The organism is Nocardia implantans, from assembly GCF_035544775.1.
Lineage (GTDB): Bacteria > Actinomycetota > Actinomycetes > Mycobacteriales > Mycobacteriaceae > Nocardia > Nocardia implantans.
The window spans coordinates 378,192-397,878 of the sequence record NZ_JAYKYQ010000006.1; the positions used below are offsets into that span (position 1 = coordinate 378,192).

Sequence of the window (19,687 nt, forward strand, 5' to 3'; positions counted from 1 at the left end):
CGGAACGGCTCGGATCGCCACCGAGCCGCACTCGATCAACCCCGAAAGTTTCACCCATCGCAACGAGAGGAACCCATCATGAACCAGGCCCCGATCGACTTGTTCGGCCGCGCCATCCATTTCGGCCACGACGGCCGCGTAGCGGCCGGTGAACGGCGGATGAGCAGCGGCGACGGCGACTGGCAACTCGCGACGTTCCATGTCGAATCCGACGCCGACGTGCATGCCGATCATTGGGAAGTCCACCCGAGCGGCGATGAGGCGGTGTGCTGCTTGACCGGCGCGCTGCGCCTCTACCTGCGACCCGAGCGGCCCGGCGACGAGGAATCGATGGTGCGCCTCACCGCGGGCACCGCTTTCGTCGTCCCCCGCAACCGCTGGCACCGCATCGAACTGGACGAACCATCCGCCATCATGTCCGTCGGCCTGCGCCACGAGACCCGTCAGGAGCCCGTCACCGCGCGGTGATCGCGCCGCCACGGTGCCCGCGTGCGCGTCGCGCGCGGGCGCCGGGCTGGTCACCGACCGTGTTCGAAAGTGCTACGGGGGATACGGCATTGGTTGCGTATCCGCACAGCGGTCGGCGATCGCCACAGCCGTGGGCCATTCGCGAGCCAATCGGATCAAGAACGCCAAATCCTCCGCGCGATCGCGTTTCTCCTCCTGCCCGACAGCACGTGCGGGGAACCCGGGCATCGGCGCGCTGCCGTCGCGTTTCGCTCGAACAGCCGACGCCACGCGCAGCGCGTAAGCGCGCACCTGGTCTTCCGTCGCGCCGGGCGAGCCGAGCCCGTCGGGGGCGTACTGCTTCAAATGCAGGAGCGCGTCCCAGATCTCGACCGTCATCCGGTAGAGCTGTGAGGCGGGCTCGCGCGGTGCGGAGGGATCGCAGAGCAGGACCACTTCCGGCACCGCGGCGGTCAATTCGCGCCACAGCGGGCGCAACCGGCGACAGCGACGGCCGGTCCGGTCCCACGCCGCGCGCGCCAGCAGCACGGTGCACAGCGGGATCGCGGTCAGCAGCGTCACCACCGACAACATGAGGAAGGACGAGACGGCCGCGACGGTCCCCGGTTCGCTCGGCGGCGTGCCCGCGAGCGAACGGCAGAGCATGAAAGACCACGAGACCGACCAATGGATCGAGAACATCAGCAACAGCGCGTAGGTGATCTTCTCTCGCGCGGCGGAGCCCGCGACGCGCAGTTCCCGAACACAGGCCCGGCCGAACAGCAACCCCGCGAACGATGCGGGGACCGCCGACAAGGTCCAGACGATCTCGGTGTAATCGATCCGCAGCAGCCGGTACGCGACAGGTGCGCCGCAGACCAGGCAAACGGCGGCCGTGACCGCGGTCGCATCGTATCGGCGCTGACGCGCCGGTGCGGCGGCGGAATCGGCGTCGTCGAGCAGCCGGGCCAACCCGTAGAAGCTCGCGAGCGCGATCAGATCCAGCCCCAGATACAGGCACCGGGCGAAGTACGGATGCCCAAGCGCGGGCACGACCGCGTACACCGACACAGCGGCCACGGTCCAGCTCCAGGTCCGGTTGATCAGCCGGTCGGAGCTGGTCTCGTTCACGAACAACCACCGCCCGATGGTCATGAGCGCGACGAAGACGATGACCGTGATCACCAACCAGGCCGGTACGACGTACATCGTGGTGACTGTAAATCCTCCGGAGCCCGCCCGGCCACCGCGAGCCAGGGCATCGGCGGATCAGCGGACCGGCACCGTGACCGTCCGCTGCGCCCGCTTGTCCGCCTCGGCCAGCTCGGCCGCCTCGTCGTAGACGTACTTGTCGCCGAGGAACCACGACGCGGCCGCGGCCAGGAACATCATCACGGCCGCCGACACGAACACCACGACCAATCCGGCATGGAACGGCCCGGTGAGCAGGTGCGGGAAGAACTCTTGTCCGGTGAGGGTCTGCGCGTCGACTCCCGGCTTGCTCAGTTCACCCGACGGCCCGAGCAGCTCCTGGATCGGGTTGTACCCGAGGAACGCCGCGAACATGCTGGCCACCGGCGGCATTCCGGCCAGTTCCGCCGCGGCTGCGGCGGAAACGCCCTGCGCGCGCAGACCGGAGTCCAGCGCCGATGGCAGGCTCGCCGCCAAGCCGACGACCATGAGGGAGAAGAAGATGCCCATCGACAGGGCGTTGCCGCCGTTGAAGAGGGTGCCGCGCATGCCGGAGGCGGCGCCGCGCTGGGCGGCGGGGACGCTGGACATGATGGCGGCGGTGTTCGGGGAGAAGAACAAGCCGCTGCCGATGCCGTTGAGCAGGGTGATCAGCGCGAACAGCCAGTAGTCGAAGTCGACGGGGATGACCAGCAGCAGCAGGAAGGTCGCGCCGGCCAGCAACGCGCCGCTGGTGGTGAAGGGCCGCGGGCCGTAGCGGTCGGACAGCCAGCCGGAAACCGGTCCGGCGGCGAGGAAGCCGATGGTCAAGGGCAGCAGGTAGATACCGGCCCACAGCGGGGTGGATTCGAAGTCGTAGCCGTGCAGGGGAAGCCAGATGCCCTGCAACCAGATGATCAGCATGAACTGCATGCCGCCGCGTCCGATGGAGACCATCAGATTGGCGAAGTTGCCGAGTCCGAAGGCGCGATTGCGGAACAGCCCGAGATGGAACATGGGATCGGGAACCCGCGTCTCCACCAGGCAGAACACCGCGAGCAGCGCGATCCCGCCGAGCACGGCGGACAGCACCCACGGGCTGGTCCAGCCGGTGGCGTGCCCGCCGTAGGGCTGGATGCCGTAGGTGATGCCGGTGAGCAGCGCGGTGAGCCCGAGACCGAAGGTGACGGTGCCCGCCCAGTCCACCTTGCCCGCGGAGCGGACGCCGACCTCGTGCAGCGAGCGATAGGACCAGACCGCGCCGAGGATGCCGATCGGAACGCTCACCCAGAACACCGCTCGCCAGTCCCATTCCGACAGCACGCCTCCGATGAGCAGGCCGAAGAACGAACCGGCCACCGCGGCGACCATGTTGATGCCGAGCGCGGTGCCGCGCTGGCGCGCCGGGAACGCGTCGGTGAGAATCGCCGAGGAGTTGGCCGTCAGCATCGCGCCGCCGATCCCTTGGATCACTCGCCAGACGATGATCCACATCGCGCCCGCGCCCCCGTGCCACGGATCGAAGGACAGGGCGACCGCCGACAGCGCGAACACCGTGAACCCGAGGTTGTAGACCCGCACCCGGCCGAAGATGTCACCGAGCCGGCCGAACATCACCACGAGCACGGCGGTGGCCAGCAGGTAGCCCATCAACATCCACAGCAGGTATCCGACGTTGCCCGCTTCGAGCGGATTGAGCCCGACGCCGCGGAAGATCGCGGGCAGCGAGATGAGCACGATCGAGGAATTGACCGCCGTGAGCAGCACGCCGAGCGTGGTGTTGGTCAGAACGATCCACTTGTACCCCGGATGGTCCCGGTCGTAGCGCATTCTGCGCCGGATGGTTCGGACGTCGCCCGGGTCGACTTCGGCGGATGGATTCGTCACGGCAGCCCCTCACCACATAGTTACCACCGCAAACTATATAGTTAGCCGATGTAACCATCAAACGCCGGGCGGCGTGGCCATCGACGCGCGAGGTCGAGCAGGAAACGCAACCGACCGGCGTGGTCGTCGCCGCGAGTGGACGGGCCGATCGGGCCGCAGCGCTCGAGCCACGCCGCATAGGCGGCACGGACCGCGTGGCGGTCGTCGGCTGGGGAGTGGCCCGGGGCCGGTGTGTAATTCCGCAGCACCACCAGCGCATCCTCGATCTCGACGCTCATCCGGTACAACCGCGACGCGGACCCGGAATCGTGCGGGGGCAGCACCACTTCCGGAACCGCCGTGGTGAGATCTCGCCACAGTGGTCGCAGCCGCCTGCAAGCGCGGGCGTCGCGATCCAGGCCCGCCCGCAGCGCCAACGCCTCCAGCAGCGGGATCGATACCAGGGCGGCGAGCACACCGAACGCCACGATCGACGCCGCAGCCCATGCCGGTCCAGGGTCGCCCGGCACAGCGCCTGCCGCGACCTGGGTGATACCGCCGACCGTCGACACCGCGCAGTAGAGGCCGAGCAGCAGCAACGCCGAGTAGGTCAGGCGCTCCCGGAGGGACGACGCGACCAGTCGCAGTTCCCGGATGCAGGCGCGCGCGAGCAGCAGGCCGACGAAGCCGATGAACACACCGGCCGCCGACCACAACAGCCCCTCCCAGTCCAGCACCGAGCCGAGGCCTGCGCCGAGCGCGTCGGCCACGGTGCAGCCGGCGGTGATCAGCGCGTACACCCCCGCGGCAGCGTTGTACCGCCGTTGCCGCGCGCCCACGCCGGCCGGACTCGCGCCGTCCAGCAGTTTCGCCAGACCGTAGGCGTGGGACAAGGAAGCGGCTCCGATGCCCAGCAGCACCTGCTGCCCCAGTTGCTCGTTACCCGCGGCCGCGGCGATCGAGTATCCGGCCAGCGAGGCCAGATTCCAGCTCAGCGCGCGATTGATCAACCGATCGGCCGGAGCGTCGTTCACCAGCCACCACCGTCCCGCGGTGACCAGTACCGCGAAGACGGAGACCACGACCGACACGGTCGGCGGCGTGGAATTCATCGGCGAACCCCGTCCACTACCAGGATTCGCGCAGCCGGGCACGGCGCACGGGGAGCCGGTCCACGCCGTCCAGGGCCGGCGCACCGCTCGCGGCACGGACCGAGGGCCATTTGCGAGCCAGGTCGAGCAGCACGCTCAATTCCGAGCCGCGATCGACCGGTCCCGGCAGGCGCACGTCTGCCGCGCCCGACGGCCCGCCACCCGCCATCTTGACCTGGTGGGCGTGCGCCATCAGCACGGCGAGGTCGCGCTCGCCCGCGACGTCCGGCGGCACGTACGCCTTCAGATGCAGCACCGCGTCCCAGAGTTCGACCGACATGCGATACAGCCGTGAAGCCGAGTCACGGTCCGAAGGGCCGTGTTGCAGCACGACTTCCGGCACCGCTGCGGTCAAATCCCGCCACAACGGACGCAACCGGCGGCACCGCCTGCTCGCCCGGTCCCACGCGCAGCGCGCCAGGATCACGTCGACCAGCCGCACGGTCACCAGTCCGGTGGTGACCACGAAGCTGGCGAGCACCACCAGTACCCACCGCGCACCGGGTTCGGTCGGTGGCGTGCCCGTGGCGGTCCGGACCATGCCGACGACCGAGCCCGCGAACCAGTACACGGCGAGTGCGAACAGCGTGCCGTACAGCATCCGTTCCCACACCGACAGATCCGCGCGCAACATCTCGACAACGCAGGTGCGGGCGATCAAGATTCCGCCCATCGCCGTCGCGCCCGAACCGGCGGTCCATACGACGCTGGGCCAGTGCAGCCAGTCGAGATGATCGTGCACCGGCAGTTCCGCCAGCAGCGATACCGCGGCGATCGCCGCGACCGTGTCGTATCGCCGCTGGTCGCCTCGGGCCCGCTCGGGCTCGCGGCCGGCAAGCACCATCGCGAAGCCGATGGCGCTCGCGCCCGCCAGCAGACCGCAACCCATGAACAACCGCTCCCCCAGCACAGGCGCGCCCAACCCGGCGCCGATGCCGCCGGCCAGGAACCCGGACAGTTCCCACGTCCAGATGCGGTTGATCAACCGGTCGATCATGGTGTGGCGCACCAACACCCAGCGACCGACCGTGACCACCGCGGCGAACACACCGATCGACAGCAGCAGCGGCGCGGGTACGGAATTCATCGCGACAGACAGTAATTCGCCGCGGCGCCGCGGCCAAGCCGATCAGTGCCGGGCGGCATCGCGGTAGCCGCGGACGGCCAGCAGTCCGAAGACCGCCGTCAACCCCACCGACCACGCGATGACCTGCACCAGCGGGGTGAGCAGCGGCCCGCCGAGGATGAACCCGCGCATCGCCTCGATCGCGCAGCTCATCGGCTGGCCGCGCACGATCGGCCGCAACCACTCGGGATAGTTCTCCACCGGGACGAAGCCGGAGTTGAAGAACATCGCCAAGAGCACGACGGCGGCGAAGATCTGGACCACCTTGTCGCCGATGCGGCTCACGCCGACCACGATCACCATCGGGGTGAAACCCGCGATGACGAGCGCGGGCACCAGCAGCGCGCCGAGCACCCCGGCGAGACCGTTGTGGAACCGCAGCCCGAGCAGCACGCCGACGATCAGCACGATCGCGGTGGCAGCGAGCGCGCGCAGGCATTCGGCGAGCAGCCGGCCGATCAGTCCGGCCGAGCGGTGCACCGGCAGCACCCAGAACCGGCGCAGCAGACCGCTTTCCCGCTCCCCGTAGAGCGAAAGGCCCGTGCCCATCGCGCCGTACATCGCCCCGGCCACCGCGATCATCGGCACGAAACCGTAGATCGGCTCGGCGCCGCCACCGGCCGGGGTGAGCGCCTTGCCGAGCACCAGCTTGTACATGAGCAGCAGCAGGATCGGCAGCACGAGCGTGGTGGTCACCACCTCCTGCTGCCTGCTCCAGCGCCGCAGCAGCCGCCCGGTCTCCACCAGGCTCTGGTCGAGCAGTGCGATCATCGCCGCTTCCTCTCCACCCGGATCGACACCACGATCGCCGCGACGAGCAGACCGGCGACCCAGACCGCGGCGATGGCCGAGGCGGCCCCGAAGCGTCCTTCCGACATCTCCCGCAGCGCGCCCGCCACCTGGGACACCGGCTGGTTGCGCACGAACGGCTGGATCCAGCCGGGAAAACTCTCGGCGGGAACGAAACCCGTGGACATCATCAGCAGCAGCAGTTGCGGTGCGAACAGCACGGTCGCGCCGAGTTCCGGATTGGCGGTCTTGGTGCCGAGCGCGTCCGCGCCGAGCACCAGCGCCGCGCCGAAGGCCAGGGTCAAGCCCAGGAAGGCGATGGCGCCGGGCACCCCGTGGAAACGGAAACCGAACAGCGCGCCGATGACCAGCGCGCCCGCCAGGGCCGCGCCCGCGCGCACGACGTTCGCCGAGATCCGGGCCGCCGGCGGCACCCAGGCTCGCACGGGCAGCGAGCGCAACCTGGCGCCCATGCCGCCGGCCACTTCCCTGGCGGCGCGGTCACCGGCGAACATGGCGGTGAAGAACATCGCCTGCAACGCGATGAGCGGCAGCAGGAATTGCGCGTAGTCCAGTCCGGACGCTTCCATGGAGCGGCGCAGCGGAACGTACACGCAGACGAAGAACGTCACCGGCGCGGTGAAGGCCAGGATCAGGTCGCCCTCCCGCACCGCGGCGCGAATACCGCGCTCGCTCAGCGCGCTCCACTGCGACAGTGGCGGAACACGCAGTACCGCCGCGGGGTTCGACGTCGTCACGCCACGACCTCGGTGGGCTTGGTCAGTTCGATGAAGACCTCGTCCAGCGACGGCCTGCGCAGTGCGATGTCGATCAGCTCGATCTCGGCTTCGTTGAGCCTGCGCAGCGCCTCGCCGAGCGTGACGGCGCCGTCCGGCGCGGGCAGCGAGACCCGATCGGCCGATTCGGCGACGGTGAGTTCACCTAGTCCGGTGAGCGCCGCCACCACGGCGGGCACCCGGCCCGCGTCGGCGGGAACCACCTCGCAGAAGCTGGTTCCGGTGCGCGCCTTGAGTTCGTCGGCGGTGCCCTCGGCGATCACCGTGCCCTTGTCGACGACGATGATGTTGTCGCTGAGCACGTCGGCTTCTTCGAGGTATTGCGTGGTCAGCAGGATCGTGACGCCCTGGTCCTTGAGCGAGCGCACCAGCGCCCACAGACTCTGCCTGCTCACCGGGTCCAGACCGGTGGTCGGCTCGTCGAGGAACACCACCTGCGGTGGGCGCACCAGGCCGCAGGCGATGTCGATGCGCCGGCGCATACCGCCCGAGTACTGTCCGACGCGGCGGTCGGCGGCGTGCTCCAACTCGAACTGGGCGAGCAGTTCCTCGGCCCGCGTCCGCGCCTGTTTGCGGCGCAACCCCATCAGCCTGCCGAACAGCACCAGATTCTCGCGGCCGGTGAGCATTTCGTCGAGCGCGGCGTACTGGCCGGTGAGCATGATCGAGGCGCGCACCTGCTCGGCCTCGCGAACCACGTCGAAGCCGGCGACCGTCGCCCGGCCCGCGTCCGGCTTCACCAGCGTCGACAGTACCGACACGGTGGTGGTCTTGCCCGCGCCGTTGGGGCCGAGCACCCCGAGCACGCTGCCCGCGGGCGCGCTGAAGCTGATCCCGCGCAGCGCCTTCACCTCGCCGAACGATTTCTCGACGGCTTCCACGACGATCGCCGGATCGGTGCGCGTTGTCGCGCCCCTGCTCGCCTCCACACCAGCCTCCGTTTTCCGATTGCCCGCAGTTACTTTGGTAAAGCTAACCTAAATCGACTGGCGGCGCGAGCCCTTGGTCCATGGCCGGTGCGGTCGCCCCACACCGGCCCCGCAGGGTCGCCACTAGCCGAGCAGGGTGACCACTTCGTCCAGCGACGCCCCGCCGAGGATCGCCGTGACCGGGAGTTCGCGCCGCAGTTCCGCTTCGATGCGCTTGCGCAGATCCAGCGCCTGCAGCGAGTCGAGGCCGAGCGCCACCAGCGGCATCGATCCGTCGATCGACTCCGAGGTGTCCATGCCCATCACCGCGCGCAGGGCGAACCGGACCCGTTCCGCGGTGTCGGCGCCGTCGGGTTCGGGCACGTCCTCCGGCTCTGGCTGTGGCGCCGTCTCGACCTGCGGTGCGACGGTCCCCGTCTCGGGAACCCGCGCCAGCTCCGGCAGCGGCTCGACCTCGAGGCCCGCGAACAGCGGACCGAAGCCGAAGATCGTGAAGATGTCCGCGATCCGCTCCCAATCCGCCGCCGCGACGATGACGTTCTCCGCCGCCGTGGTGATGCCCGCGGCGGTCGCGGCCGCCGGGTTCATCGGCGCCAGGCCGGTGCCGCTGATCTTCGCCAGCGCCTCGGCCTGATCCGCTCCGACCTCGCGCCACAAGCCCCACTGCACCGACGAGCACGCGACGCCGCGACCGCGATACCGCGCCGCGGCGGCATCGAGCATGCGGTTGACCGCCGAATACAGCAGGTGACCTCGCCCGCCGATGGTCGCCGACAGCGACGAGCACAGCACGATCCGGCCCGCCTCGCCGCGCGGCAGATGCCGCACCAGATGGTCGAGGGCCACGATCTTCGGCGCGGCGGCCGCGCGCACGGCCTCCGGGCCGGGCTCGGCCGCGGCGACGTAATCGACCGCGGCGTGCACGATCAGGTCGATGGGCGTGTCGCGATAGTCCGCGGCCAGCGCGGCCACGGCCGCCTCGTCGCGCACATCGCAGGCCCGCACGACGATCTCGGCGGGCCCCAGTTCGCCGATGCGCGCGATCCGGGCGCGCACCTCCGGCGATCCGCCCGACCGGCCGAGCAGGGTGATTCGTTTCGCGCCCGCGCGCACGAACTGCTCGCAGAAGTCCAGTCCGAGTTTGCCGGTGCCGCCGGTGATCAGCACCTCGGCGAGCCGGTCGTCGTGCAGCGGCTCGGGTGCTGAGTCGTCGGCGATCAGGCGTTTGGCGTAGACGCCGTCCTCGCGCAGCGCGAGTTCCGGCTCGGCCGCGGTGTGGATCGCGCCGATCGCCTGCCGGGCCATGGCCGCGGCCGGTTGGTCCGCGGGCAGATCGAGGTGGCGCAAGCGCACGCCGAGATGCTCGGCGGCCAGGCAACGGAATCCCGCCTGGGCGGCGGCGCCGAACAGGTCGGGGGTGTCGGCGGCGAGCACCTGTTCCCCGCCGACGGTCACCAGCCAGGCATCGCCCACCCCGGTCAGGTCGGGCAGCCAAGCGCTTCCGCCGACGAACTCGGCCAGCGCCGTGACGGCGGACTCGATCTCGCCGTCGCTCGGCGCGGGCGCGAGCACGAGGACGGTGTCGAAAGCCACGCTGCCGCCGTCGTGATCGACGACCGGCACGCCGTGCCGGGCCGCGGCGGTCCGCAGGGCACCGGCCAGCTCCGCGCAGCGTCCGGTGCCGTCGACGATGGCCACCGTGCGTGGCGGCACCAGGGTGCGCGCGGGCAGCCGCACCCACGTCTCCCGCACCCGGGCCGGGGGCGCGGTCGGCGCTTCCGGCGTGGTCGTCGGTCGCGCGACGCTCTCGGTCCGCTCGTACGGCGCCCAGAGGTGTTTCTCGTTCATCCGGGTGTTCGGGAAGTCGAGCAGCGGAAGTCCTTCGCGCGCATGGGATTTCACGCGCAAGGCCGACCAGTCGTATCCGGCGTCGTTGACCGCGACGGTCGCGAGGTTGCGGGTGAAGTCCTCCAAGCCCTCGGCGGTGCGGCGCGAGGTGCCGATCACCTGGAAATCACGCTGGACGGTCGCGGTGCCCAGGTTCTCCATCAGGGCCAGTACCAGCGCCGGATGCTCGGAGATCTCGATGAACGTATCGACGCCGCTGTCCACACCGGCGGCGATGGCCAGATCGAATCGCACGCGGTTGCGCAGGTTCCAGTACCAGTAGTCACCGACCGGCAGGTCCGGGGTGATCGCGGCGCCCAGCGTGCCGCCGATGCATTCGATGTCGGTCGCGGCGAACTGCGCGCGATCCAGCTTGTCCACCAGCGTGCTGTCGCAGAACTCGTCGCGGAACTCGCTGACCACCGAGGTGTGCGCCGGATAGGCGACGCGGATCTCCTTGGCGAACTTGCCCTGGGCGGTCAGTTCGGCGACCATCTCGCCGACCGTCGAGCGATCCCCGCCGATCACCAGCACGTGCGCCGAATTGATCACCGACAGTTCGGCGAATCCGGAATTGCGGGCCAGCAGCGCCTCGCATTCCTCCCGATCGATGCCGAGCACGGCCATCGAGAACACCCGGCCCTTGGTGCGTTCCTGCTCGCCCAGGGTATCGACGAGCCCGCCGCGCAACGTGACCACGCGCACCGCGTCGGCCAGCGGCATCACCCCGGCGACCACGGCCGCCGCCAGCTCGCCCTGGCTGTGGCCGATGGTCACGGCGGGGCGAACGCCGGCCGCCTGCCACATCGCGGCGAGCCCGAGCATCTGCATCAGCAGCGCGGGCTGCACGGTGCGCAGCACGTCGTCGGAGAGGGAGTCGTCGAGCAGGTACTCCAGGGGGGACAGCTGGAACAGCTCTTGGAACACCAGATCGCATTCCTCGACCGCCGCGCGGAATACCGGCGACTTCTCGTAGTAGAGCTTGCCCATGCCCGCCCGCTGGCTACCTTGACCGGGGAACACGAATCCGATCCTGCGCGCGCTCGCCGCGGCGCTGTTGCCGAGCACGGCGGGGTGCGGCTGCCCCGCCGCCACCGCGCGCAGCGCGTCGGTCAGTTCCGCGCGGTCGCGCACCATGGCCAGCGCCCGATGCCGTCGCGCCGATCTGGTCCGCAGCAGCATGTCCGACACCTGATCCGGCGTGACGCCGGGCCACCGTTGCAAGTAGGCGAGGATCGCGGCGGCCTCGGCGCGCAGCGACTCGACGCCGTCGGAGGACAGCAGGACGGGAATGCTGCCGTCCGGAAGCCGGTGACTAGACATGGATCTCCTCCTCCAGCGCGGGCATGGCGATGACGGCGTGCGCGTTGGTGCCCGCGACACCGAACGAGGAGACCGCCCCGTAGCGGACGCCGTCGCGCGGAGCCCAGTCCGACAGCCGGTCGGCCAGGCGTAGGGAGGCGGCGTGCCAATCCACCTCCGTGGTCGGTTCCTCGGCGAACCTGGTCGGCGCTATCCTGCCGTGCAGGCCGCTGAGCAGCACCTTGATCAAGCCGAGCATGCCCGAGGCGGCTTGTGCGTGACCGAGATTCGACTTCACCGAACCGAGCAGCGGCCCCGCGTCCGCACCCGCGCCGTACACGTTCTGCAAGGCGACCAGCTCGATGGGATCGCCCACCGCGGTGCCGGTGCCGTGGCCCTCGATCATCCCGACGTACTCGGCCGGGATGCCCGCCGCCGCGACCGTCTTGCGGATCAGCCGCTCCTGCGCGGCACTGCTGGGCACCGCGATCGGCGCGCCCTTGCCGTTGTGGTTCACCCGGGTGGCCAGCACCCGGCCGTAGATCCGGTGCCCGAGTTCGCGCGCTCGCGACTCGCGTTCCAGCACGACCACACCCGCGCCCTCGCCCCACAGCGTTCCTTGCGCGTGCGCGGAGTAGGGCCTGCACTGACCGTCCGGCGCGAGCGCGTTCGCCCTGGCGAACTCGAAGAAGCCCGCCGCCGAGCCCATCACGCAGACGCCGCCCGCCAGCGCCCATTCGCACTCGTCGGCGCGGATCGCGTTGGCCGCCAAGTGCAGCGCAGACAGCGACGAGGCGCACGCGGTGTCCACGCTGATCGAAGGGCCGACCAAACCGAGCACATGCGAGATCCGGCCCGCCGTCGCACCGAGCGCGGCCCCGGTGGCCCGATAACCGGTGTATTCGTTCGGTTCGTCGCCTCGTGGACCGTACTCGGTGTACGAAACGCCCATGAAGCAACCGGCTTCCGCACCGGCGAGCGCGTCGGGGTTGACGCCGGTGTTCTCCAGCGCCCGCCAGGCCACCCGCAGCGCGACCCGGTGCTGCGGGTCCATCGCCACCGCCTCACGCGGGCTGAGCCCGAAGAACGCCGGATCGAAGTGCGCCGCGCCGGTGAGGAATCCGCCCGCGTCCGCGACCCGGCCCCATCCGTCGGTGTCGGCCATGCCCATCAGTCGTTCCACGGGCCAGCCACGGTCACGCGGGAACGGCCCGATCAGGTCGCGCGACTCGGCCAGCGCCGTCCAGTAGTCGCCCAGCGTGTCGACGCCGCCAGGCGCTTCCACGGCCATCCCGACGATGACGATCGGATCCTCGTGGTTGTTCGCCGTCATCATGCCGCCGCTCGCTCGCCGGAGAGCACGTCCGTGATCGCCGGTACGTGATCGTGCAGATAGAAGTGCCCGCCGTCGAACATCGTCACGGTCAGGTCCTGTTCGGTGTGCGCGTCCCAGGCGAACAGATCGCCGATTCCGACGAACTCGTCCGCGCTGCCGCCCATGGCGTGGATGCGGGCGCGCACCGTCACGTCCTCGGGGCAGGTGTAGGCGTCGAACGCGGCGTAGTCGGCCTTCAGCGCGGGCAGCGCCATGCGCATCAGATCCCGGTTGGCCAACGCGTCCGCGCCGGTGCCGCCGAGCGCGCCGACGTGGTCGAGCAGCGCCTCGTCCTCGGTGGGATGCGGCGGCATGTCGGCGACCTGCCACGGGGCCACCGCGCCGGAGACGCCGAGCAGCCGTACCGGAACGCCCGCCGCTTCGGCGAGCCGGGTGAATTCGAAGGCCACCATGGTGCCCATGCTGTGACCGAAGACCGTGACCGGGACATCCCGCGGCAGCGGCGAGCGGAGGTATTCGTCGAAGGCCTCCGCGGCGATCTCCTGAATCGTCTCCTTGACCGGCTCGCCCGCCCGGTCCTGCCGTCCCGGGTACTGGAAGACCACGACGTCGAAATGCTCGCTGAGCGCCTTGGAGAACGGCCGATAGGTCGATGCGCCGCCACCCGCGTGCGGGCAGATCACCAGCGGCGGGTTGCCCGCGGCGCGGGGTTTGTGGAATTTCCGGATCCATCCGGGTGAACTGGCCATCATTTCCTCACTGCCACATCCGGCGCATCACCAACATCCCGAGGTCGGCGTCGTCGACGACCTCGGTGTCGCCGATGCGGCGGTCGGGGTCGGTCGCGATCGCGCGCAGGGTGTTGCTGAACGCGGTCTCGATGATTCGGGCGTCGTTGTCGTCGAAGGAGTCCTCGGCGTAGAACAGCGCGACCTGCAGCGGTTCGCCCGGGAACAGCAGGTCGGCGGGGAAGATCATGAGCAGCAGCGCGTTGTCGGTGGCGCCGCGGCCCTCGAAGCCGGTCAGCTCGAGCCCGGCGCTGCCGAGCAGCCGCACCAGGTCCGCCCGCCCGGAGGGGTAGGACTGGAACACGAACATGCTGTCGAACAGCCTGCGCGCGCCCGCCGCGCGATTCGCCGAGGTGAGCCGGTACTGCTGGTACTCCATCAGTTCCCAGCGGCGCGACTGCATCTCGGTCAGTTGCGCCCGCCAGCTGCGGTCGGCGGGCAGTCCCACCGCGACCGGGACGGTGTTGACGAAGCACCCGATGGCGCTGTCCACCTCGTCGAGATCGGCGGGCCTGCCGGAGACCACCTCGCCGAAGACCGCCGCGTCGCCGCCGGTCACGAGGGCGAGCACGTTCGCCCAGGCCAGCTGGCACACCACGCTCACGGTGGTGCCGGTCGCCGCGGCCAGTTCGGCGAGGCCGCCGGCCACCTCGTCCGGCACCGGGAAGCGATGCAGCACCGGCATCGAGCCGCCCGGCACCCGGTTCGGCGCGACCAGGCACGGTTGCGCGGCGGCCAGATAGGCGTCCCACACCGCCTCCGTCCGCTGCTCGCGTTCCTCGGTCAGCCGCAGGAACTCCGCGAAGGTGGCCGGATTGCCCTGCGGCTCCTGCGCGGCGCGGCCCGCGTAGGCGGCGAAGATCTCCCGCGGCAGCAACTGGCCGGACCAACCGTCGGTGAGGATGTGGTGCGAGGTGAGCACGAGCATGTGCTCGGCGTCCGGCAGGTGGACGACGGTCGCGCGCATCAGCGGCCCGAGGGACAGATCGAACGCGCCCGCCTGGTCGGTGTCGAGGAAAGCGGTGAGGCGTTCGGCCGCATCTGCGTACCCGCTGTAGTCCACTTCGGCGACCGGGAAGTCCATCCGTTCGGCGATGACGGCGTACGGCTGACCGGCATGCGAGACCGATACGGCCATACGCAGATTGGGGTACCGGTTCAGCACCGTGTCCAGCGCGCCGGCCAGCCGCGGCACGTCCAGTTCACCGCGCACGGTGATGGTGGTCTGCACCGTGTAGGCGTCGCGGCCCGCCGTGCTCAGCGCGGTGAAGTACAGCCCGGCCTGCAGCGGGGCGAGCGGGTACACATCGACGTAGCGGCCGTAGAGCGCGCGCCAGCGGTCCAAATCCAGCTGCGTGACGTCGCGGGCCAGCACATCGCTCGGCGTGAGCCCGACATCGGGGTTGTCCCGCACGGCCGCGACCAGCTCGCGCAGCGCCGCCGTCCACAGCCCGGCGAACTCGCGCACCGCCTCCTCGGCCAGCGGGCCGGACGGGAACCGGAACGAGGCGTGCAGCGTCGGGGTGTCGCCGTCGAGCACCGCGACGGTGTTGACGTCCAGCAAGGCGGGAGCCTGCATCGAGTCGTCGGCGTGGCCGCCCAGATACCCGAATTCCGGTGCGGCGGCCCAGTCGTCGAGCGCGTCGGTCCGCGCGGGGACCGCGAACCGCCCCATGTAGTTGAAGCTCAGCTGCGGCGCGGGATACCGCTCCAGCGCCTGCCTGCCCACCGGGCTGAGGTAGCGCAGCAGGCCCCATCCGATGCCGGAATCCGGCACGGCGAGCAACTGCTCCTTGACCGCCTTCACCGCGGCCACCATGTCGGGCTCCGCCGCGCCCGCCGCGATGTCGAGCGCGACCGGATACGCCGTGGTGAACCAGCCGACGGTGTTGGCCAGATCCACACCGGGGAACAGCGTTTCGACGCGGCCGTGCCGCTCCATGGTGAGCGAGACCGTGTCGGCGTCGGTGTCCCTGGCCCGCCGGAACCGGTGGGTCGCGACGGCGAGCGCCGCCGCCTGGATGTCCAGGAAGTCGCAGCCGAAAGCCTGTGCGGCGGTCGTCATCAAGTACTGGGTGTCGGCGGCGGTCAGCTCCGCGGTGACCTCGCGCGCCGTGGCGACGGTGTCCAGCGCGCCGTCGAACGCGCGGGCGCCGAGCGGCGGATCGGGACGCTCGGCGACGGCCTGCCAAGCCGGGAGTCCGGCCACGATCGCATCCGACTGCGCCAGCCGCACCAGGTTGGTGTTCCACGTCTGCACCGAAGTGCCTTCGTCGGACGCCCCGTCACCGGCCCACAGGTGACGCAGGTCGTCGGTGATGATTCGCCACGAGACGCCGTCCACCACGAGGTGGTGCGCGACGAGCAGCAGCCGCCCGGCGCGACGATCCGCGCTGCGCACCCACGCGGCGCCCACCATGCGACCGGCGGCAGGGTCCAGTTCGGCGCTCAGCTTGCGCAGCTGTTCGCGCAGCGCGGGCTCGGCGTCCTGTTCCCAAGCGGCATCGGCGATCTCGACTTCCGCCACGACCGGGTAGACGATCGGTTCGCCCGGAGTCGGGACGTAGTACGCGGGCGCGCCTTCCGGGCCGGTCGCGATGCGCGCCCGCAGCAGCGGATGACGGTCGATGATGCCGTTGATCACGGTCTGCAGCCGCCGCGGCGAGCTGTCCGCCGGAGTGACCACCGCGATCGCCTGGCTGTAGGCGGAGTGGTCGGCGCGCCGCTCGACGAGCAGCGTGGCGATCGGATTGAGCGGAATCCAGCCCGTGCCGTCGCCCACCTCTGTCAGCGCGGGCGCGGCGAGCGCGTCCAGCGGCTCGGTGGCGGCGGCGATCGCCGCGATGGTGCGCGCCTCGAACAGCGCGCTGGTCGTGATCAGCCATCCCCGCTTCTTCAGCGCCGACGCCATCCGGATCGCGGTGATGGAGTCGCCGCCGAGCGCGAGGAAATCGTCGTCGGCCGCGAGGTGGGTGTGCTCGGCGATGCCCAGCACCTGCCGCATCGCCTCGGCCACCGCCAGTTCGGCGCCCGCGCGCAGCGCCCGGCCCTGCCCGGTGCTGCCGCCCAGGTCGGGCACCGGCAGCGCCTTTCGGTCGAGCTTTCCGTTCGCGGTCAGCGGCAGCGCCGCCAGTTTCACCAGGGCGGAAGGGATCATGTAGTCCGGCAACCGCTCGGCGAGCTGCGCTTTGACGGCCTCGGTGTTCGCGGCGTCGGTACCCGCGGCGAGCGCCGATCCCGGCTCGGCCACGTAGTAGGCCACCAGCACCGTGTCCGTTTCGCGTTCGATCGCGACGGCGGCGGCCGAGGCGATGCCCGGCACCTGACGCAACACCGTGCCGACCTCGCCGAGTTCGATGCGGTGCCCGCGGATCTTGACCTGATCGTCGGCCCGGCCGAGGTATTCCAGGCTGCCGCTGGGATGCCAGCGCACGATGTCGCCGGTGCGGTACATCCGCGCGCCGGGCTCGTCGGCGAACGGGCAGGCGACGAAAGCGGCCGCGCTCAGGCCGGGCCTGCGGTGATAGCCCTGCGCCAGCTGGATCCCGCCGAGGTAGAGCTCGCCGGTGACGCCGGGCGGCACCTGACGCAGGTGCTCGTCGAGCACGTAGACGTTCGAATTCCATTCCGGCAGGCCGATCAACGCCGACCGGAACTCCTGCGGCCGCGCCAGCGCACCGGCGAAGTTCTCGTGGGTGAGGTCCATCGCGGCCTCGGTCGGTCCGTACAGGCTCAGCACCGTGCCGCCGAAGACCCGGCTGGTCTCCTCCACCAGCGGCGGCGGCACCGCCTCGCCACCGAGGTAGACGAAACGCATCGAGCGCAGCCGGTCCGGATCCGGTCCGGCGTCGAGGAAGGCGCGCACCACGCTCGGCACCAGCGACACCTGGGTGATCCGGTGCCGGTGGATGATCGCGGCCAGCGCCTCCACGTCGGCCTGCCACCAGTCCGGCGGCGGCAGCACCGTGGCCGAGCCGGTGCACAGCGCGTTCACCAGCTCGAACACCGACACATCGAAGCCGATCGGGGCCTTCTGCAGGATGCGCTCGGCTCCGAAGCCGAGATAGTCGCGCATCCACTGCACGTGGTTGGCGACCGCGCGATGGTTGATCACCACGCCTTTCGGCCTGCCGGTGGTGCCCGAGGTGTAGAGCAGGTAGGCGGCGTCCAGGGGGTGGATCGGGCGGGACAGCTCCACTTCACGGATCGGCGAATCGTCGTGGCCTGCGAGCTCGGCGACGGTTTCCGGCGCGTCCAGGTCGATCACCGCGATGCCTTCGACGGCAACGGTTTCCGCCGCGGCCAGCACCAGCAGGGCCGGCTCGGCGTCACCGAGCATGTACTCGACGCGATCGGCCGGATAGCTGGGGTCGACGGGAACATAGACCGCCCCGGCCCGCAGCACGGCGGCGAACGCCACCGGTAGTCGCTCGCTGCGTTCGGCGTAGACGCCGACGCGGTCGCCGTTGCGGACGCCGTGCGCGAGCAACAGTCTGGCGAATCGGTTGACCCGCGCGTCGAATTCGGCGTAGCTCAGTTCGATGTCGCCGAACACCACGGCGACGCGGTCCGGATGGGTCGCGGCCGAATGCCGGATCATCGCGTCCACGGTGTCCCGCTCGATCGGCACGACATCGCCGCGCGACCAGGTCCGCACGGCGAGTTCGTCCGACGGGGTCAGCACCAGCAGCCGGTCCACCGGCACATCGATCGCGGCGGCGGCCAGCGTCCGGTCGATGTAGTCGTGCAGCCGCTCGATGGTGGCGGCGTCGAAGAGATCGGTGCGATAGGTGATCTGCACGTCCACCCGGTCGGCGTGCATGAACGCCTCGACCGCGACGGGCAGCAGCGACGCGCCGTGGTCGGCCAGCTGCCAGCTGGTGACCGCGCCGGGCAACTGCGGGCCGTCGATCTTCTGGTGCAGGAACAGCACCATGGTGTCGAACAGCCGCGATCCGACATTGCCCGTCGCCTTGTTCACCGCGCGGACCAGCGCTTCCTGCGGGAAGTGCTTGTGCCGGAACGCTTCGGTGGTCACCTCGCGCACATGCTCGATCAGGTCGCCGAACGTGGCCGGGCGGTCGCCGCCGCGTACTCCGGTGAACCGCAGCGGCAGCATGTTGCTGAAGTTGCCGATCAGCAGCTCCATACCGGACTCTTCCCGGTTGGCGACCGTGGTGCCGACGACGATCTCGGTCTGCCCGGTCATCTGGCGCAGCGCGACGTAGTACGCCGCCAGGAACACCGCGAACGGCGTCGCGCCGCAACGGGCGCTCAGCGCACGGAGATTCGCGTCCGCGGTGGTCGTGAGCAGCCGGTCCAGCCGTGCGCCGCGCTCGGTGACAGTGACCGGCCGCCGGTTGTACGGCAGCTGGAGTTCGGGCACGTCGCCGTCGAAGCGCCCGGCCCAGAACGCCTCGTCGGCGGCGTGGTCCTGCTCGGCGAAACGATCCTGCTCCCACTCGGCGAAATCGGCGACCTGCAGGCGCGGCGGCTCCACCCGGATCGCACCGGCCAGCGCTTCCCGGTAGAACCGCTCCACGTCGCGCGACAACGCGGGCAGCGTCATGCCGTCCCAGGCGATGTGCTGGATCACCAGCACCACCGTCAGAGTGCGCGCGTCGGTGCGCGCGAACGTCAGCCGCATGGACGACTCGCGGGACAGATCGAAGCTCTCGTGCGCGGCCGCGGCGACCAGCGCGTCCAGTTCGGCGCGCGCCTGCGGCGCGGGCAGTGCGGTGAGATCGACCTCGCGCACCCGCGGCGGCAGGTCGGCGTGGATGAGCTGGTAGGGCTCGCCCTGCTCGTCGTTGTGGTAGGTGGTGCGCAGCACCTCGTGACGCCGCGCCAGCGCGAGGAAGGCGCGACGCAGCGCGTCGTCGACCACCTCGCCTTCGAAAGTGAGCGCGAGACAGAGGTTGTAGGCAGTGCTGTCCGGTGCGATCTGCAGATGCGCCCATACATAACGCTGCCCGAACGACAACGGCGCGCGGGCCGGGTCCCGGCGCACCGGCACCGTGGGCGCCGCGGCCAGCCCTTCTTCCGCGAGCCGGGCCCGCATCGCTTCCTGTAGCTCTTCCAGCGATCGCATCTGCGTCA

At 70.4% G+C, this 19,687-nt stretch carries 12 protein-coding genes; 1 reads left to right on the top strand and 11 read right to left on the bottom strand.

Translation table 11 applies throughout. The features are described 5' to 3' along the window. Positions 1–78: 78 nt before the first annotated feature. Entirely contained in the window at positions 79–468 is a 390-nt protein-coding gene (locus tag U3653_RS17145) for a cupin domain-containing protein (RefSeq protein ID WP_195080370.1), read from the top strand. A 72-nt stretch (positions 469–540) separates the two neighbouring features. On the opposite strand, the gene U3653_RS17150 is transcribed toward U3653_RS17145, so the two are convergent. The 11 genes from U3653_RS17150 to U3653_RS17200 form a co-directional block, all read right to left on the bottom strand. Then, positions 541–1,656 carry an MAB_1171c family putative transporter gene (locus tag U3653_RS17150; protein ID WP_195080369.1) on the bottom strand — a complete coding sequence of 372 codons (1,116 nt, stop codon included), beginning with the start codon at positions 1,654–1,656 and terminating at the stop codon, positions 541–543. A 60-nt stretch (positions 1,657–1,716) separates the two neighbouring features. After that, positions 1,717–3,447 carry an MFS transporter gene (locus U3653_RS17155; protein ID WP_195080615.1) on the bottom strand — a complete coding sequence of 577 codons (1,731 nt, stop codon included), beginning with the start codon at positions 3,445–3,447 and terminating at the stop codon, positions 1,717–1,719. A gap of 98 nt (positions 3,448–3,545) precedes the next feature. Beyond that, a complete protein-coding gene (locus U3653_RS17160; protein ID WP_195080368.1) occupies positions 3,546–4,595 on the bottom strand; it encodes a DUF6545 domain-containing protein in 1,050 nt (349 codons plus the stop codon). Between the two features lie 16 nt (positions 4,596–4,611). Continuing rightward, entirely contained in the window at positions 4,612–5,721 is a 1,110-nt protein-coding gene (locus U3653_RS17165; protein ID WP_195080367.1) for an MAB_1171c family putative transporter, read from the bottom strand. Between the two features lie 42 nt (positions 5,722–5,763). Then, positions 5,764–6,531, bottom strand: a complete 768-nt coding sequence (locus tag U3653_RS17170; protein ID WP_195080366.1) for an ABC transporter permease — start codon at positions 6,529–6,531, stop codon at positions 5,764–5,766. Further along, positions 6,528–7,307, bottom strand: coding sequence for an ABC transporter permease (locus U3653_RS17175; RefSeq protein ID WP_195080365.1), 780 nt, complete (start codon positions 7,305–7,307; stop codon positions 6,528–6,530). Before U3653_RS17175 ends, U3653_RS17170 begins: the two co-directional genes overlap by 4 nt. Then, positions 7,304–8,275, bottom strand: coding sequence for an ATP-binding cassette domain-containing protein (locus tag U3653_RS17180; RefSeq protein WP_195080364.1), 972 nt, complete (start codon positions 8,273–8,275; stop codon positions 7,304–7,306). The genes U3653_RS17175 and U3653_RS17180 overlap by 4 nt, the downstream gene beginning before the upstream one ends. A gap of 123 nt (positions 8,276–8,398) precedes the next feature. Further along, the gene (gene nbtC, locus U3653_RS17185; protein ID WP_195080363.1) at positions 8,399–11,485 is read right to left on the bottom strand and encodes a nocobactin polyketide synthase NbtC; all 3,087 of its coding nucleotides are present in this window, start codon (positions 11,483–11,485) and stop codon (positions 8,399–8,401) included. Beyond that, positions 11,478–12,797, bottom strand: a complete 1,320-nt coding sequence (locus U3653_RS17190) for a beta-ketoacyl [acyl carrier protein] synthase domain-containing protein (protein ID WP_195080362.1) — start codon at positions 12,795–12,797, stop codon at positions 11,478–11,480. The genes nbtC and U3653_RS17190 overlap by 8 nt, the downstream gene beginning before the upstream one ends. Further along, the gene (locus U3653_RS17195; RefSeq protein WP_195080361.1) at positions 12,797–13,549 is read right to left on the bottom strand and encodes a thioesterase II family protein; all 753 of its coding nucleotides are present in this window, start codon (positions 13,547–13,549) and stop codon (positions 12,797–12,799) included. Before U3653_RS17195 ends, U3653_RS17190 begins: the two co-directional genes overlap by 1 nt. Before the next feature lie 7 nt (positions 13,550–13,556). Continuing rightward, complete coding sequence (locus U3653_RS17200) at positions 13,557–19,679, bottom strand: non-ribosomal peptide synthetase (RefSeq protein WP_195080614.1); 6,123 nt, start codon at positions 19,677–19,679, stop codon at positions 13,557–13,559. Positions 19,680–19,687 lie beyond the last annotated feature (8 nt).